At 72.8% G+C, this 25979-nt stretch carries 20 protein-coding genes, 1 tRNA gene, 1 other RNA gene and 2 pseudogenes; 7 read left to right on the forward strand and 17 right to left on the reverse strand.

The genetic code is table 11. The annotated features are described in order from the left end of the window. Positions 1–22: 22 nt before the first annotated feature. Positions 23–119, reverse strand: an RNA gene (gene ffs, locus QQK26_RS06750) — signal recognition particle sRNA small type. Positions 120–203: 84 nt separating this feature from the next. On the opposite strand from ffs, the gene QQK26_RS06755 reads away from it, so the two are divergent. After that, positions 204–288 (forward strand) — tRNA-Ser (locus QQK26_RS06755). Between the two features lie 71 nt (positions 289–359). Here QQK26_RS06755 and QQK26_RS06760 read toward each other — a convergent pair. Both QQK26_RS06760 and QQK26_RS06765 read right to left on the reverse strand, forming a co-directional pair. Further along, positions 360–926, reverse strand: coding sequence for an MFS transporter (locus tag QQK26_RS06760; RefSeq protein WP_284231434.1), 567 nt, complete (start codon positions 924–926; stop codon positions 360–362). After that, complete coding sequence (locus tag QQK26_RS06765) at positions 887–1531, reverse strand: MFS transporter (RefSeq protein ID WP_284231436.1); 645 nt, start codon at positions 1529–1531, stop codon at positions 887–889. Before QQK26_RS06765 ends, QQK26_RS06760 begins: the two co-directional genes overlap by 40 nt. 102 nt (positions 1532–1633) lie before the next feature. On the opposite strand from QQK26_RS06765, the gene purU reads away from it, so the two are divergent. Next, positions 1634–2512 carry a formyltetrahydrofolate deformylase gene (gene purU / locus QQK26_RS06770; protein ID WP_284231438.1) on the forward strand — a complete coding sequence of 293 codons (879 nt, stop codon included), beginning with the start codon at positions 1634–1636 and terminating at the stop codon, positions 2510–2512. Continuing rightward, the gene (locus QQK26_RS06775) at positions 2512–3645 is read left to right on the forward strand and encodes an N-acetylglucosamine-6-phosphate deacetylase (RefSeq protein WP_284231440.1); all 1134 of its coding nucleotides are present in this window, start codon (positions 2512–2514) and stop codon (positions 3643–3645) included. Before purU ends, QQK26_RS06775 begins: the two co-directional genes overlap by 1 nt. Positions 3646–3651: 6 nt before the next feature. On the opposite strand, the gene nagB is transcribed toward QQK26_RS06775, so the two are convergent. The 3 genes from nagB to QQK26_RS06790 all read right to left on the reverse strand — a co-directional run bounded on the left by nagB (position 3652) and on the right by QQK26_RS06790 (position 9651). After that, positions 3652–4440 carry a glucosamine-6-phosphate deaminase gene (gene nagB / locus QQK26_RS06780; protein WP_284231442.1) on the reverse strand — a complete coding sequence of 263 codons (789 nt, stop codon included), beginning with the start codon at positions 4438–4440 and terminating at the stop codon, positions 3652–3654. An 85-nt stretch (positions 4441–4525) separates the two neighbouring features. Beyond that, positions 4526–8167, reverse strand: coding sequence for a S8 family serine peptidase (locus QQK26_RS06785; protein ID WP_284231444.1), 3642 nt, complete (start codon positions 8165–8167; stop codon positions 4526–4528). A gap of 266 nt (positions 8168–8433) precedes the next feature. Beyond that, complete coding sequence (locus tag QQK26_RS06790) at positions 8434–9651, reverse strand: NADP-dependent isocitrate dehydrogenase (RefSeq protein WP_284231446.1); 1218 nt, start codon at positions 9649–9651, stop codon at positions 8434–8436. 122 nt (positions 9652–9773) lie between these two features. Between QQK26_RS06790 and QQK26_RS06795 the strand changes: the two genes are divergently transcribed. From QQK26_RS06795 to QQK26_RS06805, 3 genes are all read left to right on the forward strand, one after another. Further along, complete coding sequence (locus QQK26_RS06795; protein WP_284231448.1) at positions 9774–10226, forward strand: GNAT family N-acetyltransferase; 453 nt, start codon at positions 9774–9776, stop codon at positions 10224–10226. Next, entirely contained in the window at positions 10223–10735 is a 513-nt protein-coding gene (locus QQK26_RS06800) for an MGMT family protein (protein ID WP_284231450.1), read from the forward strand. Before QQK26_RS06795 ends, QQK26_RS06800 begins: the two co-directional genes overlap by 4 nt. Positions 10736–11429: 694 nt before the next feature. Then, on the forward strand, positions 11430–11957 hold the full coding sequence (locus QQK26_RS06805; RefSeq protein WP_284231452.1) for a DUF559 domain-containing protein: 528 nt from the start codon (positions 11430–11432) through the stop codon (positions 11955–11957). Positions 11958–12288: 331 nt separating this feature from the next. On the opposite strand, the pseudogene QQK26_RS06810 reads toward QQK26_RS06805, so the two are convergent. The 9 genes and pseudogenes from QQK26_RS06810 to QQK26_RS06850 all read right to left on the reverse strand — a co-directional run bounded on the left by QQK26_RS06810 (position 12289) and on the right by QQK26_RS06850 (position 22757). Further along, a pseudogene (locus QQK26_RS06810) lies at positions 12289–14099 on the reverse strand (ABC transporter ATP-binding protein). Further along, a pseudogene (locus QQK26_RS06815) lies at positions 14096–15975 on the reverse strand (ABC transporter ATP-binding protein). The pseudogenes QQK26_RS06810 and QQK26_RS06815 overlap by 4 nt, the downstream one beginning before the upstream one ends. Before the next feature lie 210 nt (positions 15976–16185). Next, on the reverse strand, positions 16186–17817 hold the full coding sequence (gene purH / locus QQK26_RS06820) for a bifunctional phosphoribosylaminoimidazolecarboxamide formyltransferase/IMP cyclohydrolase (RefSeq protein ID WP_284231455.1): 1632 nt from the start codon (positions 17815–17817) through the stop codon (positions 16186–16188). After that, positions 17814–18407 carry a phosphoribosylglycinamide formyltransferase gene (purN, locus tag QQK26_RS06825; RefSeq protein WP_284231463.1) on the reverse strand — a complete coding sequence of 198 codons (594 nt, stop codon included), beginning with the start codon at positions 18405–18407 and terminating at the stop codon, positions 17814–17816. The genes purH and purN overlap by 4 nt, the downstream gene beginning before the upstream one ends. Positions 18408–18411: 4 nt before the next feature. Further along, complete coding sequence (locus tag QQK26_RS06830; protein WP_284231466.1) at positions 18412–19665, reverse strand: cell division protein PerM; 1254 nt, start codon at positions 19663–19665, stop codon at positions 18412–18414. A gap of 148 nt (positions 19666–19813) precedes the next feature. Then, on the reverse strand, positions 19814–20713 hold the full coding sequence (gene sucD, locus QQK26_RS06835) for a succinate--CoA ligase subunit alpha (RefSeq protein ID WP_284231470.1): 900 nt from the start codon (positions 20711–20713) through the stop codon (positions 19814–19816). Between the two features lie 14 nt (positions 20714–20727). Beyond that, positions 20728–21894 (reverse strand): ADP-forming succinate--CoA ligase subunit beta, encoded by a 1167-nt coding sequence (gene sucC / locus QQK26_RS06840; protein WP_284231471.1) that lies wholly within the window; start codon positions 21892–21894, stop codon positions 20728–20730. A 152-nt stretch (positions 21895–22046) separates the two neighbouring features. Further along, on the reverse strand, positions 22047–22187 hold the full coding sequence (locus tag QQK26_RS06845; RefSeq protein WP_284231472.1) for a hypothetical protein: 141 nt from the start codon (positions 22185–22187) through the stop codon (positions 22047–22049). Positions 22188–22277: 90 nt separating this feature from the next. After that, a complete protein-coding gene (locus tag QQK26_RS06850) occupies positions 22278–22757 on the reverse strand; it encodes an ATP-dependent zinc protease family protein (protein WP_284231474.1) in 480 nt (159 codons plus the stop codon). A 36-nt stretch (positions 22758–22793) separates the two neighbouring features. Between QQK26_RS06850 and QQK26_RS06855 the strand changes: the two genes are divergently transcribed. Then, entirely contained in the window at positions 22794–23996 is a 1203-nt protein-coding gene (locus QQK26_RS06855) for a RimK family alpha-L-glutamate ligase (protein WP_284231475.1), read from the forward strand. 28 nt (positions 23997–24024) lie between these two features. Here the strand turns inward: QQK26_RS06855 and QQK26_RS06860 are convergent, their stop codons facing one another. Next, positions 24025–25020, reverse strand: a complete 996-nt coding sequence (locus tag QQK26_RS06860) for a sensor histidine kinase (RefSeq protein WP_284231476.1) — start codon at positions 25018–25020, stop codon at positions 24025–24027. 205 nt (positions 25021–25225) lie between these two features. Then, entirely contained in the window at positions 25226–25894 is a 669-nt protein-coding gene (locus QQK26_RS06865) for a response regulator transcription factor (RefSeq protein ID WP_284231477.1), read from the reverse strand. Between the last annotated feature and the right edge of the window lie 85 nt (positions 25895–25979).

The following is a 25979-nucleotide window of genomic DNA, read 5'->3' on the forward strand; positions in this document are numbered from 1 at the left end:
GGCACCGCGTCGCCCGTTAACGGAAGAAGACCCCTCGCGCACCCGCCAGAGCCCGGTTACCCTTGCTGCGTCTCCGCCCTGGGGGAGTTGGCCTGGATGGCGCCACGCGAGGAGCCGGGATCGAGTCTAGCGGGTCAACGGGCGGTCGCGGGACACGCTACGATGGCTGAGGTCGATCGCGCGGAGACGTGCTGCGACCGCCTGGAGGATTCGCCTAGTGGCCTATGGCGCACGCTTGGAAAGCGTGTTGGGTGAAAGCCCTCAGGGGTTCGAATCCCCTATCCTCCGCCGGCATCCCGCCGTGGAACGACGAAGCGCCGCGCTCGACGAGTGCGGCGCTTCGTCGTTCCACGGCGGTGTCAGACCGCGCGCATCCGCCGCTCCGGCGCACGCCCGGCCGCCGCAGCGATGACCGCCCCGAGCGCGAGGCCGAACGCCGCGACCGGCACGAGCCCGGTCAGCCCGGCCAGGTCGAGGATGCCGGCGCCCACGAGCGCGCCGCCGCCGATCGCGACGTTGAAGCTCGACGAGTAGACCGCCGAGGAGAGGTCGCGGATGCGCGGCGACGCCACCTTCAGCACCGTCGACTGCAGCATGGCCGGCACCCCGCCCAGCGCGAAGCCCCACAGGACCAGCACCGCGACGAGCAGCCACGGCACGCCCGGGAACAGCACGAGCAGCGCGATCGAGGATGCGGCGAGGAGCATGCCCCCGATCACGGCCAGCCGCGGATGCCGGTCGCCCAGCACGCCGACACCGACGAGGCCGAGCGCGCCGGCGGCGCCGTACGCGAAGAGCAGCAGGCTGACCGCGCGCTCGTCGAAGCCGCCGACCTCGATCGCGTAGGAGGCGATGTAGGTGTAGAAGACGTAGTGCGCGCCCATGCTCACGATGACGACCAGGCAGAGCAGCAGCACGCTGCGCACGCCCCCGGCGCGCCAGATGGGCGTGCGGGGCTCCCCGCGGGTGCCGGCGGGTCCTGCTCGAGGTGCGGCAGCAGCACCGCGACGAGCACGCCGAGCAGCAGGATCGCTGCGGCGATGACGGCGAAGGCGATGCGCCATCCGACGGCCGTGCCGAGCGCCGTGCCGAGCGGGATGCCCAGCACGAACGCCGTGGTGCCGCCGCCGAGCGCGACCGCCACGGCGCGGGCCAGCTGCCCGGGCGCGACGATGCGCGCGACCGCGCCCATCACGAGCGCCCAGAACAGGCCGTAGGAGAGGCCGGCGAGGATGCGCGAGCCGAGCAGCACCTCGTAGCTCGGTGCGATCGCCGCGAGCGCGTTGCCCGCGGTACCGACGAGCATGGCGCCGACGAGCAGCGGCTTGCGCGGCAGCCGGCGGGTGATGGCGGTGAGCGGCGCGGTCGCGACGACGACCGTCGCGGCGAAGGCCGTGACGAGCACGCCGACGCGGGACTCGGCCACGCCGAGGTCCGCGGCGATCTCGGGCAGCAGGCCCGCGGGCAGGAACTCGCTCGTGACGCTGACGAAGATCGCGCCCGCGATCACGAGCAGGGTGAACCAGGGCATGCGGGGAGCCGGCATCGGGGCCTCGAAGGGATCGTTCGCGGGGCCGTGGCGCCGACCTGCGGGATGGCCCGGTGCGGGGCCGTCGCTCGGTAGTCTACGGGGGTGAGTCCCGCCGCATCCGCTGTCCCCGCTTCGCTCGAGCACTGGGTGCTCACGATCACCTGCCCCGACCAGCCGGGCATCGTGCACGCGCTCAGCGGCGCCATCGTGGAGGCCGCCGGCAACATCACCGAGTCGCAGCAGTTCTCGAGCGAGACCAGCGGCACCTTCTTCATGCGCCTGCAGATCGAGTCCTCCTCCGGCCGCGAGGTGTTCGAGGCCGCGCTCGCCCCGGTCGTCGAGCGCTACGGCATGGACTGGACGATCGACACCGTCGGCCGTCCCGTGCGCACGCTCGTGCTCGTGTCGAAGGCGGCGCACTGCCTCAACGACCTGCTCTTCCGCCAGCGCGCCGGGCAGCTGCCGGTCGAGGTGCCGCTCGTGATGGGCAACCACCCCGACCTGGCCGAGCTCGCCTCCTTCTACGGCGTGCCCTTCGAGTCGGCGCCGGTGACGGACGCCGAGCAGAAGGCCGACTTCGAGCGCCGGGTGCTCGCCGCCATCGACGAGCACGACATCGAGCTCGTGGTGCTCGCCCGCTACATGCAGATCCTCTCCCCCGAGCTCTGCGCCGCCCTCGAGGGCCGGGCGATCAACATCCACCACTCGTTCCTGCCCGGTTTCAAGGGCGCGAACCCCTACAAGCAGGCGCACGGCCGCGGTGTGAAGCTCATCGGCGCCACCGCGCACTTCGTCACCGCCGACCTCGACGAGGGCCCCATCATCGAGCAGAACGTCGTGCGGGTGGACCACAGCCGCAGCGCGCGCGAGCTCGTCGCCATCGGGCAGGACGAGGAGAGCCGCACGCTGGCCCAGGCCGTGAAGTGGTTCGCCGAGCAGCGCGTGCTGCTCGACGGCGCGAGGACCGTCATCTTCCGCTGATGCGCCTGCTCCTGCACGGTGCGCGGGCCGTCGACGCCGACGGCGTGCGAGCGGATGCGTGGCTGCTGTTCGACGGCGACCGCATCGCCGCGACCGGGCAGGGCCCGGAGCTCCCCGCCGCGCAGGAGCGGATCGACCTGCGCGGCGGCACGATCGTGCCCGGCTTCATCGACCTGCACGGCCACGGGGCCGGCGGCGCCTCGTACGACGAGGGGCCTGAGGGCATCCGCCGCGCGCTCGCCGTGCACCGCGCGCATGGCACGACGCGGTCCGTGCTCTCGCTCGTCGCGGCGCCGCTGGAGCGGCTGGAGCTGTCGCTGGCGCAGGTGGCGCAGGCCGCCGCATCCGATCCGCTCGTGCTCGGCTCGCACCTCGAGGGGCCGTTCCTCGCACCCGAGCGCCGCGGTGCGCACGATGCCGGCGCGCTCATCGAGCCGACCCCCGAGCGCATCGCCGCGCTCTACGAGGCGGCCGCCGGAACGCTGCGGCAGATCACGATCGCGCCCGAGCTGCCGCACGCGCTCGACGCGATCGAGGCCTTCGCCGAGGCGGGCGTGCGCGTCGCGGTCGGCCACACGGCCGCGGACCGCTGGATCGCCGCCGAGGCCTTCCGCCGCGGGGCGACGCTGCTCACCCACGCCTTCAACGCCATGCCGGGGCTGCACCACCGCGACCCGGGCCCGGTCGGTGCCGCGATCGACGACGATCGGGTTCGGCTCGAGCTGATCCTCGACGGCCGCCACGTCGACGCCACGATGGCCCGGCTGCTGTTCCGCGCCGCCCCCGGCCGCGTCGCGCTCGTCACCGACTCGATGGCCGCGACCGGCGCGGCCGACGGCGTCTACGCACTCGGCAGCCGCGAGGTGCACGTGCACGAGGGCTCGGCGACCCTCGCCGGCACCTCGACGCTCGCGGGCAGCGTGCTCGCCCAGGACGAGGCGCTGCGCATCGCGCTCGCGATCGGCGTCGACGAGGTCGCGGCGGTGGCGGCGCTCACCGCCGTGCCCGCCGCCGCGCTCGGCCTCGGGGCCCGGTTCGGCCGGCTCGCGCCCGGCTTCGCGGCCGACGCGGTGCAGCTGGACGAGCGCAGGCGCGTGCGCGCCGTGTGGGCCGCCGGCCGCCGCGTGGTCTGACGCGTCTCAGACCCGCTGCCAGTCCGGCTTCGCCGCGACGGTGTCCCGGTAGTAGTCGGCCAGCTCGAGCCGGCTCGCGGCCTCCTCGTCGACGATGACAGTGGCTCGCCGGTGCAGCTGCAGCGCGGACGCGGGCCAGCGGCTCGAGAGCGGCCCCTCCACCGCCTGCCGGATCGCCTCCGCCTTGTGCTCCCCCTGCGCGACCAGCACGAGCGCGCCGGCCTCGAGGATCGTGCCGAGTCCCTGGGTGAGGCAGTGCGTCGGCACGGAGGCACCGTCCGCCTCCGCGAAGAAGCGCGCGTTCGCCTGCCGGGTCGCGGCCGCCAGGGTCTTGATGCGGGTGCGCGAGGCGAGCGACGACGTCGGCTCGTTGAAGCCGATGTGCCCGTTGCCGCCGATGCCGAGGATCTGCACCGTGACGCCGCCGGCCTCGGCGATCGCGCGCTCGTAGTCGGCGCAGGCGGCCTCGATGTCCTCGGCCGCGCCGTCCGGCACGCGCACCAGCGCGGGGTCCATGCCGAGCGGCACGACGGCCTCCCGTCGGACGACCTCGGCGTAGGACTCCGGATGCCCCACCGGCAGCCCGACGTACTCGTCGAGCGCGAAGCCGCGCACGCCGTCCATCGAGAGCTCGCCCGCTTCGACGATGCCGCGCAGCGCGGCGTAGATGCCGAGCGGCGAGGAGCCGGTGGCGAGCCCGAGCACGGGCCGCTCGGCGCGGCGCAGCTCCGCCGCGACCGTGCGCGCGGCGAGGGCGGCGACCGCCTCGGCGTCGGGCAGGATGACGACCTCCATCACGCTCCTCCGTCCTCGGCGACCACGATCAGTCTGGCACGACGAGGTCCCCGGCTCGGACCGAGCCGGGGACCTCGTCGACGCGTCAGAAGCGGATCACCAGGGCCCAGCTGCGCGCATCCGTCGCCGCCGCCGTCGCCTCATCGCCGTCGTACGACGCCGTGACGATGTGCAGTCCCCTCGCGGGGCGGTCGATGCGCACGGAGCCGATGCCGTCGACCAGCTCGACCTCGTGGTCACGGCCTGCGAAGCGCACCGTCGCGGTACCGGTGGGAGCGGCGTCGGCCGACGAGTCGGCGCGCACCGTGACCGTCAGCGCGCGGTTGCCGAGCACGATCCGAGGCTGCACGGACAGCTGCAGGCTCGCGTCGTACAGCACCGTCACCGGCTCGGACTCCGCGGTGCCGTCCGGCCGGCCCTCGACGCTCGCGGTGACGCGCACCGCGACGGCTGCGCCCTGCTGCGCCTCGGTGAGGCGGAACCGCTGGCCGGTGGCCCCGGCGATGGGTTCGCCGTCCGCCAGCCACTGGTAGGCGTAACGCAGTCCCTCCGCGTCCCAGACACCCGGGGTCGCGACCAGGCGCTCCCCCACTTCGGGCGTGCCGGACACCGTCGGCGCCTCGAGCGCGACGGGCGCCTGCGGTTCCGGCGAGGGGGCCTCGCCGGTCTCGACGGTCACCGCCGTGACGACGCCGGTCTCGCCGTAGCGCACGAGGCCGAGGTAGTCGCTGCGCGGCTCGAGTCCGGACCAGCTCGCGGTGTACGAGGCGGGCACGCCCGTGCTGCCCTCGAGCACGGCCGGGTCGAGCGCCAGCCCGGCGAGGTCCGTGCCCGGGACGATGGACGTGGTTGTGAGGTCGAACGCGACCGGCTGACCGGCCGTGGCCACCGAGTAGACGGATGCGGTCACCCGATAGCTGCCCGGCTCCGGCGATGGCAGGTCGACGCGCTCATCCGCCGAGGCTGTCGCCGACTGCCAGCCCTGCACGGGCGCGCCGCCCGGCCCGTCGAGCCGGTAGACGACGAGATCGAGGTCGGCGGTCTGCTCGGTGGAGGCCAGGTCGAAGCGGGCGAACTCGGCGCCCTCGGGCACCTCGACCTCCCACGTGAACTCGTCTCCGGCGAGGCCGGCTCCGGAGTGCGCCGAGGCGGGATCCGAGGCGTCAGGCAGCAGCGTGCCGCGCGCGAGACCGGAGGTGGAGAGCGCGATGGGACCATCGCCGCCCGGCGTCACCTCCACGTCGACGGAGCCGTCGACGCCCTCGCCGATGACCTCATCCGGCGCGACGAGGGTCACGGGACGGATCGCAAGCGGCGAGCGCACCGTCGTCTCGCCGCCGGTCCAGGTGAGCGAGCCCGTCGCGAACTCGTCCAGCGGCGCACCCGCGTTGGAGAAGGCGACCGTGAACTCGGCGGTCTCGCCGGCGGCGCCGAAGGCGAGCGTCGAGGGCTCGACGACGGCCTCGACGCCCGGGATGTCGACCGAGGCCTCGAAGGTGCCCGCCTGGGTCGCGGTGACGGTGCGGGTGATCGTCTCGGTGCCGGTGAGCTCGCCGATGGCGATGGAGGCGAGGTTGAGGTCGCTCGCGTCCACGGGTTCGACGCCGACGTCGTAGCCGATGCCCTGGATGTAGGAGTACCAGTCGTCGAGCCCGTTCAGGTAGAGCAGCCCGGGCTCGAAGAACCGGGTCGGGTCAGCGTGCCCGGCGCCCTGCGCGAACGGGTCGGTCACCGCGGTGCCGCTCGCATCGACGGTGTCGTAGGCGGTCGTCATGAGCGCGGACTTCACCTCTGCGGGGGTCGCGTTCGGACGCTCGCCCAGGTACAGCGCGGCGAGGCCGGCCACGTGCGGCGAGGACATGGACGTGCCGGAGAGGAACGCCCAGGTCGGGTCACCGTCCTCCGGGTTGTTGGTGGGTGCCAGGATGCCGACGCCCGGTGCGATCACGTCCGGCTTGAGGATGTCGCTGCCGTCCGCCTCCACCGGTCCTCGGGAGGAGAAGCCGGCGACCTGCGGCGTGGCGAACTCGACGTCCGTGCTGTTGCCGGCGCTGAGGGTGACGGTGGCGCCCTCGGTCGCGGCGTACGCGGTGACCGCCTCCAGCGCATCCGCGTCCACGTGCACGGTCGGGATGGAGTGCGCGTCGTTGTCGAGCGAGCTGGGCGTCGGGTTGATCAGCAGCACGCCCACGCCGCCCTTGTCCGCCACCTCGGCGGACTTGGAGACGCGATCGGTGACGCCACGCAGGCAGACCACGATGGAACCCTCGACCGCGGCGGCGTCGAGGCTGCCCGGCGCGCAGAGCTCAGCTTCCTCGGCGGTCCGACCCTCGGCGACCGCGTCGCTCGCCAGCACCAGCGGTGCCTCGACGGGCTCGCCCTCGGCCACGGAGATGGATGCGCCGGCGAAGGCGCGGCCGTCGCCGAGCGTCGCGGTGGCCTCGTAGTTCGGGATGGTCGACGCCGCCACGGTGGTGATCCACGGCGAGGCGTTGTCGAGCGTGGAGGCGCCCGGACCGCTGTTGCCGGCGGACGCCGCGACGAAGACGCCCGCGGCCGCCGCGCCCAGGAAGGCCTGGTCGGTGGGCGAGACGGTCGTGTCCGCCGCGCCGCCGCCGATCGAGTAGTTGATCACGTCGACGCCGTCGGCCACCGCCTGGTTGATGGCCGCGAGCAGGTCGGCGCTCGCGCAGCCGTCGTCGTCGGAGCCGACCGGGTCGGGACCGGACCAGCACACCTTGTAGGCGGCGATCTTCGCCGCGGGCGCGACGCCCGAGATGGCCGGGAACTCGCGGCCGAGCACGGTCGGCGTCACCTCGTGGTTGCCGACGGCGGTACCGCCGGTGTGCGAACCGTGCCCGTCCCCGTCACGGGGCGACAGGTACTCGCCCACGTCGGCGCCGCCGATGCGGTCCGCACCGAAGCCGTCGACGTACGAGCGCGCGCCCACGATCTTGGTGGAGCAGTCGTCCGCCGCGAACCCCGCACCGGTCTCGCACACGCCGGTGAACGTCTCGCCGTCGCCCTTCGCGAAGGTGATGGCGTCGCCGTCGAGGTAGGGCGCGTCACCCGGCGCGGTGCCGAGCGGCTCGCCCGCGAACGACGGGTTCTCGGGCGCGATGCCGGTGTCGAGGACGCCGACCACGACCCCCTCGCCCACGCGCTCCGCCCCGCCGAGCTGCTCCCACACGCCGCCCGCGCCGTCGAGGCCGAGGAACTCGGTGCCGTACTGCGGCGCCGCCTGCACCTGCTGCAGCTCGTTGGGAACGACGGCCACGACGTCCTTGCGCGCCGCGAGCTCGGCGGCCTGGTCGGCGCTGAGGTCGGCCGCGAAGCCGTTGAAGGTCAGCGTGTAGTTGTAGATGACGTCGGCGCCGACGTCGGCCGCCGCGTCGCTCTGCTGCTGCTCGAGATGGGCGCTGTACGCCTCGACCTCGGCCGACTCGGCGTCGAGCTGGTCGCCGGCCTCCGGCGCGGTGCGCTGCAGCTGCTGCGTGCCGCCGTCGTAGGTCGACGCGGCCTCGTCCGCCAGCTGCACGATGTAGCGGCCCGGCTCGAAGCTCGTGACCGGGATGCTCGGCGAGGGCGCCGCCGAGGCGGCTCCGCCGACCGCCAGGGAGCCCGCGACGAGCGCGACGCCGAGCGCGCCCGCCAGTGCTCGATGCGGTGCTCGATGCGGTGCTCGGTATGGTGCTGCAGACGGGCGCTGCCCGCGTGGTGCTCTCACGTGCGTCCTCTTCCTCGATGACTCACGGGCCCGGCGGGTAGGCCGGTCCCGTCTCTGGGAGCAGTCGGGTCTGCTGCGATCACCATAGGGCAGATTTACCCCCGTTCAGGGGGTTCATCGAGGAAGCGTGTTTCGGGGGCGTAAAACCTTCGCGAGGCGACGCCGAGCGGATGCGCGCGGCGGCCGCCCGCATCCGCTCGCCCAGCATCCCTGGAACGACGGATGGCCCGGTGCGATCCGCACCGGGCCATCCGCTTCGATCGGTCCTACGCCGCGAGACGCGCCGAGAGGTTCTCGTCGAGCGCCGCGAGGAAGTCCTCGGTCGTGAGCCACTGCTGCTCGGGGCCGACCAGGATCGCGAGGTCCTTCGTCATCTTGCCGCTCTCGACGGTCTTGATGACGACGTCCTCGAGGGTGTTCGCGAAGTCGATGAGCTCCTGGTTGCCGTCGAGCTTGCCGCGGTGGATCAGGCCGCGCGTCCACGCGTAGATCGAGGCGATCGGATTCGTCGACGTGGGCTTGCCGGCCTGGTGCTGGCGGTAGTGGCGCGTGACCGTGCCGTGCGCCGCCTCGGCCTCGACGACCTTGCCGTCCGGGGTCGACAGCACGCTCGTCATGAGGCCGAGCGAGCCGAAGCCCTGGGCGACGGTGTCGGACTGCACGTCGCCGTCGTAGTTCTTCGTAGCCCAGACGTAGCCGCCCTCCCACTTGAGCGCGCTCGCGACCATGTCGTCGATCAGGCGGTGCTCGTAGGTGAGGCCCGCCTCGGCGAACTTGTCGGCGAACTCGGCGTCGAAGACCTCCTGGAACAGGTCCTTGAAGCGGCCGTCGTACGCCTTGAGGATGGTGTTCTTGGTCGACAGGTAGACCGGGTAGTTGCGCGAGAGGCCGTAGTTCATGCTGGCGCGCGCGAAGTCGCGGATCGACTCGTCGAGGTTGTACATCGCCATCGCGACGCCACCGCCGGGAGCCTGGAAGACCTCGAAGCTCTGCGCCTCCGAACCGTCCTGCGGCTGGAAGCTCACGGTCAGCGTGCCCGGGCGGTCGAACACGAAGTCGGTGGCGCGGTACTGGTCGCCGAACGCGTGGCGGCCGACGATGATCGGCTTGTTCCAGCCCGGCACCAGGCGCGGGATGTTCGAGATGATGATCGGCTCGCGGAAGATCACGCCGCCGAGGATGTTGCGGATCGTGCCGTTCGGCGAGCGCCACATCTTCTTGAGGCCGAACTCCTCGACGCGGGCCTCGTCGGGCGTGATCGTGGCGCACTTGACGCCGACGCCGTGCTTCTTGATGGCCTCGGCGGCATCGATCGTGACCTGGTCGTCGGTCGCGTCGCGGTGCTCGATGCCGAGGTCGTAGTACTCGAGCGTGAGGTCGAGGTAGGGGTGGATGAGGCGGTCCTTGATGAACTGCCAGATGATGCGGGTCATCTCGTCGCCGTCGAGCTCGACGACGGTGCCTTCTACCTTGATCTTGGCCACGGAACCTCCTGGGTCTCAGGCGCCCCTCGATGGACACCGCCGTCCAGCCTACCCGCCGCGGCGGATATCTCGACGTCGAGAGATCCATGCTCGCTCGCAGGCCGGACCACTAGCCTTCGCACATGTCGGATCTGCGCCTCGAGCCCCTCTCCGCCGCGACGATCGCCGCCGCGCACAGCCTCGCGCTGCGCCCGGGGCAGGAGCAGTACATCGCGCCCGTCTCGTACTCCATCGCCGAACCGCTGCTCGATCCCTCGACCTCGTGGCCCCGGGTCGTGGTCGACGGCGACACGGTCGTCGGCTACATCATGGGCCACTTCGACCCGGAGCACCCCAAGGAAGAATTCCGCAGCGTGCTGTGGCGCATCAACGTCGACGGCGACGCGCAGCAGAGCGGCATCGGCACCTTCGCCGCGCACGCCCTCGCGGAGGAGGCCCGCCAGCGCGGCTTCGACCGCCTCACCGTGATCTGGGACGGCGGCGACGAGGGCCCCGAGCGCTTCTTCCTCTCCGTGGGGTTCCGTCCGATCGGCGAGACCGAGTACGGCGAGGTGCTGGGCGCGCTCGAGCTGTGACGCTGCGACGCGTCGTGCAGGCGGTGCTGGGACGGGGCGCCGGGTCCTCGACACCGGAGGGGACGGATGCGGCCGAGCGCGCATCCGCTCGTCCCGCCCGCGCCGATGGTCGATCGGAAGGAGCGATGCCGGCGCGCGCATCCGCTCGCCCCGCCCCCTCCCCCGACGCCGGACCGTTCGAGGAGCCGCAGCCCGACGACGCGGAGGACTTCGCGGGTCGCGTGCACGAGCTGGTGGTCGAGATCCCGCCCGGCCGCACGATGACCTACGGCGAGATCGCCGCCGCCCTCGGCTCGCGCGCCTCGCGGATGGTCGGCCAGGTCATGTCGCACTCCGGCGGCACCCTGCCGTGGTGGCGGGTCGTGCGCTCCGGCGGGCACCCGCCCCTCGGTCACGAGGAGGCGGCGCTGCCGCACTACGAGGCCGAGGGCACCCCGGTCGTGCCCGCCGGCACGATCGCCGGCTACCGCGTCGACGTCGCTCGCGCCCGCTGGACCCCGGAGGGCTGAGGGCGGGCTCGTCGGCCTGCGAAGGGACCGACGCGGGTGCGCCGCCGCCATCCCTCTCCGGCACTCCACCGCCCTCCCTCTCCTCAGCCCCGACCTCGCCCCATCAGCCTCCGCTCGCGCCCTCCAAGGGGCACGCCCCACGTGTCATTCGGAGGAGCCGGTTCGACGTCCTGAGGACCGCGGCTGATGCAGGCCCCGCACTGCGGGGTGCAGGCGAGCGGCGACGGACGTGGTGCGAGCGGGGCCGGCGAGTCCTCCTCTGAATCGCACGGAGCGACGTGTTCTCCGCAGATCTCGACGGGCCCCGCCACGGCGCCGATGGCGCCGCCAGCCTCGAGGCATGGGAACGGAGCCGGGCTGGCAGAGCAGGATGGAGGCGGATGTCCGCGAAGCGGGCGGGATCCTGAAGGCCTCGGTCCTGCTGCGACTGGGATGGCGGCGGCGCGATCTCAGCGCGGCGGTCGCCGGAGGCACGCTCATCCGCATCCGCAAAGGGCATTACGCCGTTCCCGATCTTCCGCCAGCGGCGATCAGGGCGTTCCGGGTGGGCGGGCGACTGGCCGGCCTCAGCGCTCTCCGGGCGCGCGGGGTGTGGACGCCGAATCGCGCTCGGGCGTTGTCGGTCGTCGTGCCCACGAACGCGCATGGGCTGCGTCGCCCCGACGACGCGTCGCGTCGACTCCTCCCCGGCAGCGTGAGGGTGCACTGGTCCACGACGGAGGCCGGACCCGGTCCCGAGTCGGCCGAGCTCGCGCTGCGACGCGCCGCTGCGGAGCTCGCCCCCGAGCATCTGTTCGCCGTCTTCGAATCGGCTCTCCGAGCGGGGCTGCTGTCGCGCGCCGAGACGGAGCGCCTGCGCGAGCTGTTCATTCGCACTGTCTCCCCGCACTTCGCCCGAGCCGACGATGCGGCGGAGAGCGGGGCGGAGTCGGTGGTCAAGTTCATGCTCCTCCAGGAGGGCATCGCGTTCCTGCAGCAGGTCGAGATCCGAGGCGTGGGCCGAGTGGACTTCCTGCTCGGCCGTCGGCAGATCCTCGAAGCGGACGGGGCCGCGTACCACTCGAGTCCTGAGGATTTGGAGCGCGACCGGCGCAGGGAGGTCGTCGCGGCCGCGCTCGGGTACCGGACGCTCCGCTGCTCGGCGAAGCTCATCGAATCCGAGATCGAGCTCCTCCGGGACGCCATGCAGGCCCTCCGAACACACGGGGACCTGCACTCCTGAAGCGTGCCGCCAGCGCCCGACCCTGGTTCCGGAGCCGCCTGGGTCGCGCCAGCCGGTTGTGCGATTCGGAGGAGTCTGCTCGGCACCACCGTGACCAGTACACGCGGGAGAACGGCTGTCGGCGAGCGGACGCGGTCCTCCGACGAGGTGAGGCCCTCATCCTCCTCCGAATGGAACGGGGGCGGAGTGCCTGACAGCCCAGAGCGATGCGCGGGAACGGGGCGGAGTGACTGGCAGCGCCCGGGCGATGCGCGGGCGGGCGGGGCGGGGCGGAGTGACTGGCAGCGCCCGGGCGATGGGCGGGGCGCTCCGCGCGCGCCGGACCCGGCCGCTACACCAGCGAGTCGCGCCAGGCGGCGTGGAGGGTCGCGAAGCGGCCCGTGCCGGCGGTGAGCTCCTCGGGCGAGCCGTCCTCGACGATGCGGCCGTGCTCCATGACGAGCACGCGGTCGGCGATCGCCACGGTCGACAGCCGGTGCGCGATGATGATCGCCGTGCGGTCGGCCAGCAGGGTCTGCAGGCCCTGCTGCACGAGGCGCTCGCTCGGGATGTCGAGCTGCGCCGTCGCCTCGTCGAGGATGAGCACCGCCGGGTTCGCCAGGAACGCGCGCGCGAAGGAGATCAGCTGCCGCTGCCCCGCCGAGACGCGCCCGCCGCGCTTCGAGACGTCGGTGTCGTAACCGTCCGGCAGCGACGTGATGAAGTCGTGCGCGCCGACCGCGCGCGCCGCCGCGACGACCTCGTCCCGCGTCGCCGTGGGCTTGCCGAGCTCGATGTTCTGCGCCACGGAGCCGCTGAAGAGGTACGCCTCCTGCGTGACCATGACGATGGCGCGGCGCAGGTCGGGGCTCGAGAGCTCGCGCAGGTCGACGCCATCGAGCGTGAGCGCCCCGTCGTTCGGGTCGTAGAAGCGGGCCACAAGCTTGGCGAGCGTCGACTTCCCGGCGCCGGTCGTGCCGACCAGCGCAAGGGTCTGGCCGGCGGGGATGCGCAGGTCGAACTCGGGCAGGATCACCCGGTCCTCGCGGTACGCGAAGCGCACCCGATCGAAGACGAGCGCGCCGCGCGCTGCGGGCAGCGGATGCGGGGACGTCGGCTCCGGCACGCTCGGTCGCTCCTCGAGCACCCCGGAGATCTTCTCGAGCGCGGCCGCGGCCCCTGGTAGGCGTTGTAGAACATGGCCATGTCGTGCATCGGGCCGAAGAAGTTGCGCACGTAGAGCACCGCGCCCAGCAGCACGCCGATCGTGAGCCCTCCCTGCGGCTCGAGCGTGCGCAGCGCTCCGACGATGAGCACCGTGGCCAGGGTGACGTTGCCGATCAGCACCAGCACCGGCTCGTAGACGCCGAAGAGGCGGATCGAGCGCAGGTTGATGTCACGGTAGTCCTCGACGTTCTCGCCGTAGCGCACCCGGTTGCGCTCCTCCGCTCGGAACGCCTTGACCGCACGGATGCCCGTCATCGTCTCGACGAAGCGCACGATGAGCCGGGCGCTGATGACGCGCGACGTGCGGAACAGCCGCTGCGAGCGCACCTGGAACCAGCGGGTGAGGATCGCCAGCGGGATGAGCGAGCAGACCAGCATGAGCCCGCTCAGCGGGTCGAGCAGCACGAGGGCCGCCCCGGTGAAGCCCATGTAGAGCAGGCCCGTCGTGAGCTGGTTGAGACCGGAGTCGAGCAGCTCGCGGATGGCGTCGAGGTCGCTGGTCTGCCGCGAGATGATGCGCCCCGAGGTGTAGCTCTCGTGGAACTCGAGGCTCAGCTGCTGGGTGTGCCGGAACATCCGGGTGCGCAGCTCGAGCATGATCGCCTGGCTGATCCGCGCGGCCACGCGCACGTACCAGGCGGTCAGCACGGCTCCGGCGACGGCCGCGGCGATGAAGAGCGCCACGGTGCCGGCGATGGGCGCGACCTCGCCGCCGCGCAGCGCCGAGATGCCCTGGTTGATGCCGTAGGCGATGAGCGACGGGCCCGCGACCTGGGCGACCGTGGCGACGAGGATGAGCACGATCGCCTGGGCGATGCGCCGCTTGAGCGGGCGCACGAGCGAGCCGAGCAGCCGCAGCGAGCGGCGGCGAATCTGGCGGCTCTCCTCGCGCGTGTAGTGCTCGCGCTCCTCGCCCTGGACTCCCTGCAGGCTCACGGCTCCTGCCCCTCTCGTCGTCCTGCCGGCGGGAGCGGGATGCTGCCTGTCCGGGTGTCCTCGGCGTAGGCGGCCTCGGAAGCGCGCTCGCGCTCGTCGAGCGTCGGCTCGTCCTCGATCGAGGAGAGCACGTTGCGGTACCGCTCGCTCGTGGCGAGCAGCTCGGCGTGCGTGCCGAGCGCGGCGATGCGGCCCTCCTCGAGCAGGGCGACGCGGTCGGCGAGCAGCACCGTCGAGGGGCGGTGCGCCACGATGAGGGACGTCGTGCCGCTCATCACCTCGCGCAGCGCCGCCTCGACGAGCGCCTCGGTGCCCACGTCGAGCGCCGAGAGCGGGTCGTCGAGCACGAGCACGGCCGGGTCCGCGGCGATCGCCCGCGCGAGGGCGAGGCGCTGGCGCTGACCACCGGAGAGGCTCATGCCCTCCTCGCCGATGACGGTGTCCATCCCCTCCGGCAGGTCGTCGACGAAGCCGGCCTGCGCGATCGCGAGCGCCTGGCGCGCGGCGGGCTCGCCCGCATCCGGTCGTCCCATCAGCACGTTCTCGCGCACGCTGTCGCTGAAGAGCGTCGGCTCCTCGAACGCGGTGGCGACGTGCCGGCGCAGCTCCTCGCGGGGCAGGTCGCGCACATCGACGCCGTCGATGCGCACGGCGCCGCCGGTGACGTCGTAGAGGCGGATGGCGAGGGCCGTCAGGGTGGTCTTGCCGCTGCCGGTGAGACCCACGAGCGCGATGGTTTCACCCGGCTCGACGGTGAGGTCGACCCCGTCGAGCAGGGGGCCTGGTCGGCGGGCGCGTCCGGGTAGCGGAACGTCACGTTCTCGAAGCGCAGTTCGCCGCGCGGCCGGTCGATGCGCTGCGGCTCGGCGGTGTCGGCGAGCGGATCGGGCTCGTCGAGCACCTCGAAGAAGCGGTCGAGGGCGTTGCGGGTGTCCAGGGCCATCGAGAGCAGGAAGCCGATCGACTCGATCGGGAAGCGCAGCACGGCCGCGGTCGCGAAGAACGCCAGCAGCGTGCCCACCGTCACGCCGTCCTGCACCGTGAGCACGGCGCCCAGCAGCAGGCAGAGCGCGTAGGCCGTGTCGGGGATGAGGATGAGCCAGAGCCAGATGCCGGAGACGGCCCTCGCCTTCTCGATCTCGGTGCCGCGCAGCTGCTCGGCCTGCTTCGTGAAGCCCCGCAGCGCGTGGCCGCCGCGGCCGAAGGCCTTGAGCACTCGGATGCCGTGCACCGACTCCTCGACCGTCGTGGCGAGGTCGCCCTGCTGGTCCTGGCTGCGGCGTGCGACCTTGCCGTAGCGCCGCTCGAAGCGGAAGCCGATGGCGATGATCGGGCCGGCGCAGAGACCGAAGAGCAGGCCGAGGCGCCAGTCCATCGATAAGAGGATGCCGATGCCGATCAGAATCATCAGCGCGTTGACGACGAGCATGGTCAGGCCGAAGGCCAGGAACCGGCGCACGACGCCGAGGTCGCTCATCGAGCGCGAGAGCAGCTGGCCGCTCGGCCAGCGGTCGTGGAAGCCGACGGGCAGCTGCTGCAGCTTTGCGTAGAGGTCGTTGCGCAGGGTCGCCTCGACGCGCGTGCTGGGTGCGACCGTGAGCTTGCGGCGCAGGAAGATCATGAGCGCCTCGACGATGCCGAGGCCGAGCACGAGGGCGCCGGCGAACCAGATGCCGCCGAGATCGCCGTCCTGGATGGGGCCGTCGGTGACGTACTGGAGCACCTGCGGGATGGCCAGCAGTGCGAGCTGCGCGACGAGCGCCACGGCCCCGCCGAGGATCATGCGCGGCAGCACGGGGCGTGCCCAGGGCAGCAGGCGCAGCAGCACGGCGACCGTGCCGACATGGGCGGCGCTGGGCGCGGACGAGGACGTCATCGACTTCTCCGGGAGGGTGAGGAAAGCGCTGCCCGACAGGCAGCCCCCAGGCTATGCCCGCCCTCGACCGAGGGTCAAGCCGGCCCGGCAGGCACGTTGCAGGGGCGGCCTGCCACCAGCGAACCCCGCAAGGCACCACCGGGGCGGCGGGCGCTCGCGCGCGGCCGCCGGCCCGGCACGTGCGCCGCAGGGGGCGGCGCACCAGCAAGCTCAGTGGAAGAAGTGCCGCTCCCCCGTGAAGTACATGGTCACGCCGGCCGCGCGGGCCGCCGCGATGACCTCCTCATCGCGCACCGATCCTCCGGGCTGCACGATGGCGGTGATGCCGGCGTCGAGCAGCACCTGCGGGCCGTCGGCGAAGGGGAAGAACGCGTCCGAGGCGGCGACCGAGCCGGCCGCGCGTTCGCCCGCGCGGCTGACGGCGAGGTGGCACGAGTCGACACGGTTGACCTGGCCCATGCCGACGCCGACGGAGGCGCCGTCCTTGGCGAGCAGGATGCCGTTGGACTTGACCGAGCGCACGGCGCGCCAGGCGAACTCGAGGTCGGCGAGCTGCTCGGGGGTCGACGGGTCGCCGGCGACGAGGTTCCAGTCGGCGACGTCGAGCCGCTCGTAGCCGTCGGGCTGCTGCGCGAGCAGGCCGCCCGAGATCTGCTTGAGCTCGACCTTCTCGCGACGGAAGCCGGCGGGCAGCACGAGCAGGCGCAGGTTCTTCTTCGCCTGCAGCACCGCCACGGCCTCCGGCTCGAAGCCGGGGGCCACGACGACCTCGGTGAAGATGTCGACGATGCTCTCGGCGGTGGCCCTGGTGACGACCCGGTTGGCGGCGATGACGCCGCCGAAGGCGGAGACCGGGTCGCACTCGTGCGCCTTGCGGTGCGCGCGGGCGAGCGCGTCGCCCTCTCCGGGGCCCGCGACCGCGATGCCGCAGGGGTTCGCGTGCTTGATGATGGCCACGGCGGGCTCGTCGAAGTCGTACGCGGCGCGCACCGCGGCGTCGGCGTCGACGTAGTTGTTGAAGGACATCTCCTTGCCGTGCAGCTGCGTCGCCTGCGCGATGCCGGCACCACCCGGCACGCGGTAGAGCGCGGCGGCCTGGTGGCTGTTCTCGCCGTAGCGCAGCACGTCGTCGAGCTCCGCCTCGACGGTGAGCCGCGGGGTGAAGTCGGGGCTCGTGACGACGGGGATGGCGCCGGTCCACTCGGCGCGCGGACCGAGGTGGGTGCGCATCCATCCGCTCACCGCGGTGTCGTACTCGGCCGTGTGCGTGAACGCCTCGAGGGCGAGCCGCTGGCGCTGGGCGAGCGTGGTGCCGCCGAGCGTGAGCGCCTTGACGATCTGCGGGTAGCTCGACGGCGAGACGGCGATCGCGACGTTCGGGTGGTTCTTCGCGGCGGCGCGCACCATGGCGGGCCCGCCGATGTCGATGTTCTCGATGATCGTGCCCGCATCCGCTCCGCTCGCGACGGTCTGCTGGAACGGGTAGAGGTTCACGACCACGAGCTGGAACGGGCTGACGCCGAGCTCGGCGAGCTGCTGCTCGTGGTGCTCAAGGCGCAGGTCGGCGAGGATGCCGGCGTGCACGCTCGGGTGCAGCGTCTTGACGCGGCCGTCGAGGCTCTCCGGGAAGCCGGTGACGCTCGAGACCTCGGTGACGGCGTAGCCGGCGCCCGCGATGGTGGAGGCGGTCGAGCCGGTCGAGACGATCTCGACGCCGCTGGCCGAGAGGGCCTCGGCGAGCTCGAGCAGCCCGGTCTTGTCGCTCACCGAGATGAGGGCGCGGCGGATGGGCACCACGTCGCGCTCGCGGTACAGGGTGGGGTCGATGGTCGGTCCGCTCATGGCGTGCTCACCTTCTCGAGGTCGAGGGTTCCTTCGGCGATGTCGCGCACGACCTGCTCCAGCAGTCGGCGCTCCACGGTCTTGATGCGATCGTGCAGGGCGGCCTCGTCGTCATCCGGGCGCACGGCGACGCGCTCCTGGGCGAGGATCGGCCCGCTGTCGACCCCGTCGTCGACGACGATGACGCTCGCCCCGGACGACGTCGCCCCGGCGGCGATCGCGTCGCGCACCGCGTGCGCGCCCGGGAACTCCGGCAGGTATGCGGGGTGCGTGTTGACGAGGTGCGGTGCGAGCGCGCGCACGGCGTTCGGGGGCAGCAGGCGCATGAAGCCGCTGAGCACGACGAGGTCGGGCTCGTGGGCCCGGATCGCCTCGACCAGCGCATCGCCCCAGCTCACACGGTCGGGGTGCTCGCCGAGCGGCACCGTGAAGGTCGGGATGCCCGCGGCTGCGGCGTGGGCGAAGCCCTCCGCCTCGCGGTCGGCGCCCACGGCGACGATGCGGGCAGGCAGGTCCGTCGACTGCGTGGCCTCGAGCAGGGCCTTCAGATTCGAACCGCCGCCGGAGATCAGCACGACGAGGTTGAGCACCGGATCAGCCTAGCGGCCTGCCGCGCCCGCCTCCGTCGACCGCCGTCGGGGTCCCGCTCGCCCTGCGGTCGGCGGCCAGCAGCCCGATCGCGGCGGCGATGCCCACCTCCGCGAGCACGCAGAGACCCACGATGAGCGGATCGGGACCCACCGTCGCGAGGCGCCCCGGCCCCGCGGGCCCGCCGGAGAGCCACGCGAGCAGGGCGACGACGAGCCCGGCGATCAGCCCGGCGCCGAGGCCCGCGCCGGCCAGCCACGGCCAGCGCCGCTGCGCCCGGATCGTCGCCGCGACGGTCGGATGCAGGAAGGCCGCCGCCAGGAACCCCGCCACCACCGGCACGAGCAGGGCGAGGAAGCCGAGGGCCTGCTCGCCGGCCGGCAGCGCGCCGAGCACCGGCACCGCGGGCAGCGGGCCGACGGCGGTGCCGAGCGGGCCGATGCTGGAGCCGGCGCCGATCGCGAAGCCCGGCCCCGCGAACCACGCCGCCGCCCACACGACGATGTTCGGCAGCAGCCCGAGCTGCGCGATCGTCAGCGCGATCACGCCGAGCGCGTCCGGCTGCACGGATTCGTAGAGCGCGATGACGTCCGCGTACCCGGCGATCAGCCGCACGGCCACGGCGAGCGCCGCGATGCCGAACAGCGCGACCGCCGCGGCCAGACCGATGCGCAGCGATGCGCTCAGCAGCGCCTGCCACTCCTCGGGCCAGTCGCCGGTCCACAGCGGCCGCTCACCCGGCGCCGCGCGCCGACGCCGCTCGAGGTGCGCACCGAGCAGCAGCGGCGCCCCGAAGAGCACGATCGGGAAGAGCACGCCCTGCGTGAGCGACGGCGCGACGACGGCGCCCTGCGCCGAGAAGGTCGCGAGCACCGCGACGAGCAGGAAGGCGCCGATCGACGAGCCCGCGCCCCAGCGGAAGTGCTCCACCTCGGCGATGCGCCGCCCGGCGCGCAGCGCGAGCGCCACGGTGAGGGTGGCGACACCGAGCGGGGCGAGGCCGACGGTGAAGTCGCCGGTGCCGTCGGAGGGCAGGCCGAGCGACGCGATCACGTTCGGGTCGAGCGATACGGCCAGATCGACGCCGTGGCCGAGCAGCCAGAGGTCGGCGGCGCCCTGCCAGAAGAGCACCCAGTCGGGGCCGAGCCCGTAGTGCAGGCCCCACACGGTGGTGAGCAGCGCCAGGGGCACACCGAGCCCGATGCCCGCCACGAGCAGCGCTTCGAGCGCGCCGAAGAGCGCGGTCAGGGATCGGTTCATCGCGCTCACGATAGCCGCGACGAGCGGATGCGGCCGGTCGCCGTGCCGGGCGGATGCGAGACGCCGCCTCACGCATCCGCTCGCCGTCCCCGCGCACGACGCAGGGCCGCCCCCTCGCGGGGACGGCCCTGGTGCGCGGTGCTGCGGGTCAGAGGGCGGCGAGCACCTCGCGCAGCAGGCGCGCCGTCTCGCTCGGGGTCTTGCCGACCTTGACGCCGGCGGCCTCGAGGGCCTCCTTCTTGGCCTGAGCCGTGCCGGCGGAGCCCGACACGATGGCGCCGGCGTGGCCCATGGTCTTGCCCTCCGGCGCGGTGAAGCCCGCGACGTAGCCGACGACCGGCTTGGTGACGTTCGCCTTGATGTAGGCCGCCGCCCGCTCCTCCGCGTCGCCGCCGATCTCGCCGATCATGACGATCGCCTTCGTCTCGGGGTCTGCCTCGAAGGCCTCGAGCGCGTCGATGTGCGTGGTGCCGATGATGGGGTCGCCGCCGATGCCGATGGCGGTCGAGAAGCCCAGGTCGCGCAGCTCGAACATCATCTGGTAGGTGAGCGTGCCCGACTTGGAGACGAGGCCGACCGGGCCCTTGCCCGTGATGTTCGCCGGCGTGATGCCGACGAGCGCCTCGCCGGGCGTGATGATGCCGGGGCAGTTCGGGCCGATGATGCGGGTGGTGCCCTTGGCCTTGGCGTGCGCCCAGGCCTGGGCCGAGTCCTGCACCGGCACGCCCTCGGTGATCACCACGAGCAGCGGGATCTCGGCGTCGACGGCCTCGATCATCGCGTCCTTAGTGAAGGCCGGCGGCACGAAGGCGATGGAGACGTCCGCGCCCGTGGCCGCCATGGCCTCGGCGACGCTGCCGAACACGGGCAGCTCGACGTCGTCGCCGTTCGCGTCCTTGTGGGCCACGGTCGTGCCGGCCTTGCGGGCGTTCACGCCGCCGACCACGTTCGTGCCCGCCTTGAGCATGAGCGCCGTGTGCTTGGTGCCCTCGCCGCCGGTGATGCCCTGGACGATGACCCTGGAGTTCTTGTTGAGGAAGATCGACATGTCTGTTCCGTCCCTTACGCTGCCGCAGCCAGTCGGGCGGCCTCGTCGGCGCCCTCGTCCATGCCCGCCGCGACCGTGACGAGCGGGTGGTTCGCGGCCTGCAAGATCGCGCGGCCCTCCTCCACCTGGTTGCCGTCGAGGCGCACGACGAGCGGCTTGGTCGCCGCGTCGCCGAGGATCTCGAGGGCCTTCACGATGCCCTCGGCGACCGCCACGCAGGAGGTGATGCCGCCGAAGACGTTGACGAACACGCTCTTGACCTGCGCGTCGCCGAGGATCACGTCGAGGCCGTTCGCCATGACGGTGGCGGATGCGCCGCCGCCGATGTCGAGGAAGTTGGCCGGCTTCACGCCGCCGTGCGCCTCGCCCGCGTAGGCGACGACGTCGAGGGTGCTCATGACCAGCCCAGCGCCGTTGCCGATGATGCCGACCTCCCCGTCGAGCTTGACGTAGTTGAGGTCGTTCTCCTTGGCCTTCGCCTCGAGCGGGTCGGCCGCCGCGGCGTCCTCCAGCTCGGCGTGGCCGGGGTGGCGGAACGCGGCGTTCTCGTCGAGCGAGACCTTGCCGTCGAGCGCGATGATCGCGCCCTCCTCGGTGAGCACGAGCGGGTTCACCTCGACGAGCGTCGCGTCCTCGCCCGTGTAGACCTCGTAGAGCGCCGCGATGACCGGGGCCACCTGCGCCGCGCGCTCGTCGTCGAAGCCGCCGGCCTTCGCGATCGCGAGGGCCTGCTCGGCGTCGATGCCCGCGAGCGGGTCGACATGCACCCGGGCGAGCGCCTCGGGCTTCTCCACCGCGAGCTGCTCGATCTCCATGCCGCCCTCGACGCTGGCGAGGGAGAGGTAGGAGCGCTCGGCGCGGTCGAGCAGCACCGAGAAGTAGAACTCCTCCGCGATGCGGGCGCCGGCCGCGACCATGACGCGCTGCACGACGTGGCCCTTGATGTCGAGGCCGAGGATCGCCTTCGCGGCCTCCTCCGCCTCGTCCGGCGTCTTGGCGACCTTCACGCCGCCGGCCTTGCCGCGACCGCCGACCTTGACCTGGGCCTTGACCACGACCACGCCGCCGAGCCGCTCGGCCGCAGCCCGCGCCTCCTCGGGGGTGTCGGCCACGATGCCCGGCAGGACCGGCACGCCGTAGGACTCGAACAGGTCCCTGGCCTGGTATTCGAAGAGATCCACGCTGCTTTGCTCCTCAGTTCCGCTGGAGTTCCCGCCCGGGATCGTCCGGGCGATGGGGAGCGAGCGCGCTCGGCGCGAGGGTTCCTGCGTCGGGCTGCGTCGCCTCGAACACCCTAGCGGGACGCTCGTGCCCGACGCTGACCGCTCCCCCGTCAGCCGCGGCGCCGCCACACGTCGATCAGCACCGCGCCGATGCCCAGCAGCAGCCCCGCCGCGAGCAGCATCAGCGCCGGCTCGGCGCCCAGGGCGCCGTCGTCCAGCGGCGCGGCGGCCGCGATCCATGCCTCGTGCATCCGTCCATCCCCTCCGACGGCGACCATCGGGTCGGTCGCCGTCGTGAAGGGGATGCGCGGAGAGCGCATCCATGACGCGGTTCCGGCGGATCAGTCGTCGCCGCGGTTGCTGCGGCGGCTGGCGCGCGGGGCGCGCTCGCCCAGGAACGACTGGCTGGCGTCGACCGCGAAGCCCTGCTGCAGCGCCTCGCGGCCGATGAGCATGCGGAAGCCCATCTGGTCGCGGTTGCTCAGCGTGACCTCGGCCTCGATCTCGCGCTCGACGAGCACCAGGCGCATGGCCACGACGTAGCGCTCCTCGACGTGGCCGGAGGAGCTGCGCACCCGCCGGATGTCGACCAGCGGGCACTCCACCCCGACCTCGTCGGCGCCCTTCTGCCACGGGCGGATGCGGAAGCGCACCCACTCCTCGCCGCCGCTCTCGAACACCTCCGGCTCGTAGGCGTGGATGGACGAGGTCTGCGCCCCCGTGTCGAGCTTCGCCTTGATCCACGGCACGCCCACATCGGGCAGCTGCACCCACTCGCGCCAACCCGCGAGGGTGGTTGGATGGGATGCGGAGCCGCTCATGGCCCCATCCTGCCAGCGGCCTCCCCGGGACACCTCATGAAACTCGCGATCCTCTCGCGCGCGCCCCGCGCCTACTCCACCCAGCGCCTGCGGGCCGCCGCCGAGCAGCGCGGGCACACCGTGCGGGTGCTCAACACCCTCCGCTTCGCCATCGACCTCTCCGGCGACGACCCGGACCTGCAGTTCCGCGGCCGGCCGCTCAGCGACTACGACGCGATCCTGCCGCGCATCGGCGCCTCGATCACCTACTTCGGCACCGCCGTGGTGCGCCAGTTCGAGCAGATGGACGTCTACACGCCGAACACCGCGAACGGCATCGCGAACGCCCGCGACAAGCTGCGCGCGACGCAGATCCTCTCCCGGCACAACATCGGCATGCCCGCCACGGCCTTCGTGCGCAATCGAGCGGATGTGCGCCCCGCCATCGAGCGCGTCGGCGGTGCCCCCGTCGTCATCAAGCTGCTCGAGGGCACCCAGGGCATCGGCGTGATCCTCGCGCCCGAGGTGAAGGTCGCCGAGGCGATCATCGAGACGCTGCAGTCGACGAACCAGAACGTGCTCATCCAGCGCTTCGTCGCCGAGAGCAAGGGCCGCGACATCCGCGCGCTCGTCGTCGGCGACCGCGTCGTGGCGGCCATGCGCCGGCGGGCGAGCGGCGACGAGTTCCGCTCCAACGTGCACCGCGGCGGCTCGGTCGAGGCCGTGACCCTGAGCCCCGAGTACGAGCAGGTGGCCGTGCGCTCGGCCCAGATCATGGGCCTGCGGGTCGCGGGCGTCGACATGCTCGAGGGCGCCGACGGCCCGCTCGTCATGGAGGTCAACTCCTCCCCCGGGCTGCAGGGCATCGAGGCGGCCACGCAGCTCGACGTGGCCGGCGCGATCATCGACTACATCGCGAACCAGGTGTCGTTCCCCGAGATCGACGTGCGCCAGCGCCTCAGCGTCTCGACCGGCTACGGCGTGGCCGAGCTCCTCGTGCACAACAACGCCGAGCTCGTCGGCAAGACCCTCGGCGAGAGCGGGCTCTGGGAGCGCGACATCACCGTGCTCACGCTGCACCGCGGCGCGCAGGTCATCCCGAACCCGCGCAAGGGCGTGCTGCTCGAGTCCGGCGACCGCCTGCTCGGCTTCGGCAAGCTCGAGGAGATGCGCTCGATGATCCCCGAGCGCCGCCGCCGCAGGCAGCGCGTGCGCAAGCTGCCGCCGGCGGAGTCGCTGCCGACGGCGGAGGGCGCTTAGGACGGCAGCGCCGCCCTCTCGCGGGCGTTCAGAGCGGCAGCGCCGCCAGCACGCGGGCACCGCCGAGCGGCGAGCGGCCCAGCTCGAGGCGGGCGCCGATCGCGATGAGCCGGGTGCGCAGCAGCGCCAGGCCGTGCAGCGAGGGCTCACCCTCGGGCAGCCCGGCGCCGTCGTCGTCGAGGGTGAGCAGCAGCTCGCCCCGCTCCACCGCGATGCGCAGCGCCAGCGTGGAGGCGCGGCCGTGCCGCAGCGCGTTGGAGACGGCCTCCTCGAGCACGCGCAGCAGCAGGATGCGCCGCTCGATCCCGAGGCCCGGGCCGGACGGGTCGTCGGCTTCGAGCACCGCGTCGGCGATGTCGAGCCGCGTGGCGATGCTCGGTGGCAGGCCGCGCAGCATCATCCGCGACGCCTGTGCGAGCCCGAGGTCGGTGCCGGCCGGGTAGAGCAGCTGGCTCAGCTCGCGCACGCCGCGCTCGCGCAGCACCTCCACGACGCCGACCAGGGCGTCGAGCTCGCCGATCAACTGCTGCGTCCCGGGGTGCTGCACGCCGTGCTCGGCCTGCGCGTCCGCATCCGCTCGCCGCATCCTCGCGATGATCGAGTCGAGGCGGATGCGCATGAGCACGAGCTGCTGCTGCACCGTGCCGTGCAGTCCCTCGGCCACCGCGCGGCGCACCCTGAGCTCCTCGGACTGGAGCGCGTCCAGGGCGTCGGAGGCGTGCAGGCGCTGCAGCAGCGCGGTGCGCTCCTCCACCCGGGCGCGGCGCTGCGCCTTCATGACGACCAGGCCGATCACGATGCCGACGAGGGTCACGGCGACGCCGACGCACGCATCCGCTCCGCTGGTGTCCCAGTCGAAGCCGTCGTAGACGACGAGCAGCAGCTGCAGGCACATGCGCACCAGCGCCGCGGTGATGGCCGTCGCCGCGGCGACGAGCACGAGCCGCCAGCCGCGACGACGGTGGAGGCCGAGCGCCGCCGCGCCGAGCGCCGCTGCCGCGACCGCCGAGCCGTTCGCGAGCATGCGCGTGCCGAAATCGGCGCCCTCCCCCACAGCGAGCTGGCCGAACCGGGCGCGTCGGAGAAGAGGATGGAGGTCTGCAGGGCGGCCCCCAGGCCGTAGGCGGTCATGACGAGGCAGAGGCCGAGCAGCAGCACACGACGATCGCGAAGCTCCTGCGCTCGCGCGAAGTCGTCGTCCTCGACCCCGTCGGCGTCACGGCCGTGGCTCATGCGAACCTCGAGGTCTCCTCGATGAGCCGCAGCACCGCGCTCACCCGCGAGTTGTGGCCCTCCGGCAGTTCGAGTGCGGCGTAGATGGCGTTGAGGTGGTTCTCGATGGACCGCGACGAGAGGCCGAGGCGCTCGGCGATGCCGGCGTTCGACAGCCCCTCGGCGACGAGGGTGAGCACCTGGAGCTGGCGGTCGCTCAGACGCGCCAGCGCCGACCCGGCCCGGGGCACGGAGCGCCCGATGAGTTCGGGGTCGAGCACCGTGCGCCCCTCGGCCGTCGCGGTCAGCGCGGTGAACAGGCTGTCGGGGCTCGTCGAGGTGGTCTTCGACAGGTAGCTCCAGCCGCGGCGGACGTCGGAGGGCAGGTCGAGCAGCAGCTCCATGACGTCGCGGCTCGACAGCAGCAGCACCCCGAGGTCGGGGTCGGCGCGCCGCAACGAGACGCCGAGACCGACGCCGTTGCCGTCGCCGAGCTCGATGTCGAGGATCGCGACGTCGACCCTGCCCGGCATGATGCGTCGGCGGGCCTCGGCGGCGCCGGATGCCTCGACCACCACCTCCGTGCGCGGATCGGCGTCGAGCAGCTGCACGAGCATGGCCCGGTAGAGCGGCTGATCCTCGACGACCGCGACGCGCAAGGGCGCGCGCGCCGGGCCGGGGATCATGGCTCCATTATGACCAGCGGCTCCTGCAGCGCGCACCGCCCGCGATGGTGGGGGTTTCCACCCCCGGACGCATCGAGGACTGCGC

Origin of the sequence: Arenivirga flava, assembly GCF_030161575.1 — a bacterium.
Classification (GTDB): Bacteria; Actinomycetota; Actinomycetes; order Actinomycetales; family Microbacteriaceae; genus Arenivirga; species Arenivirga flava.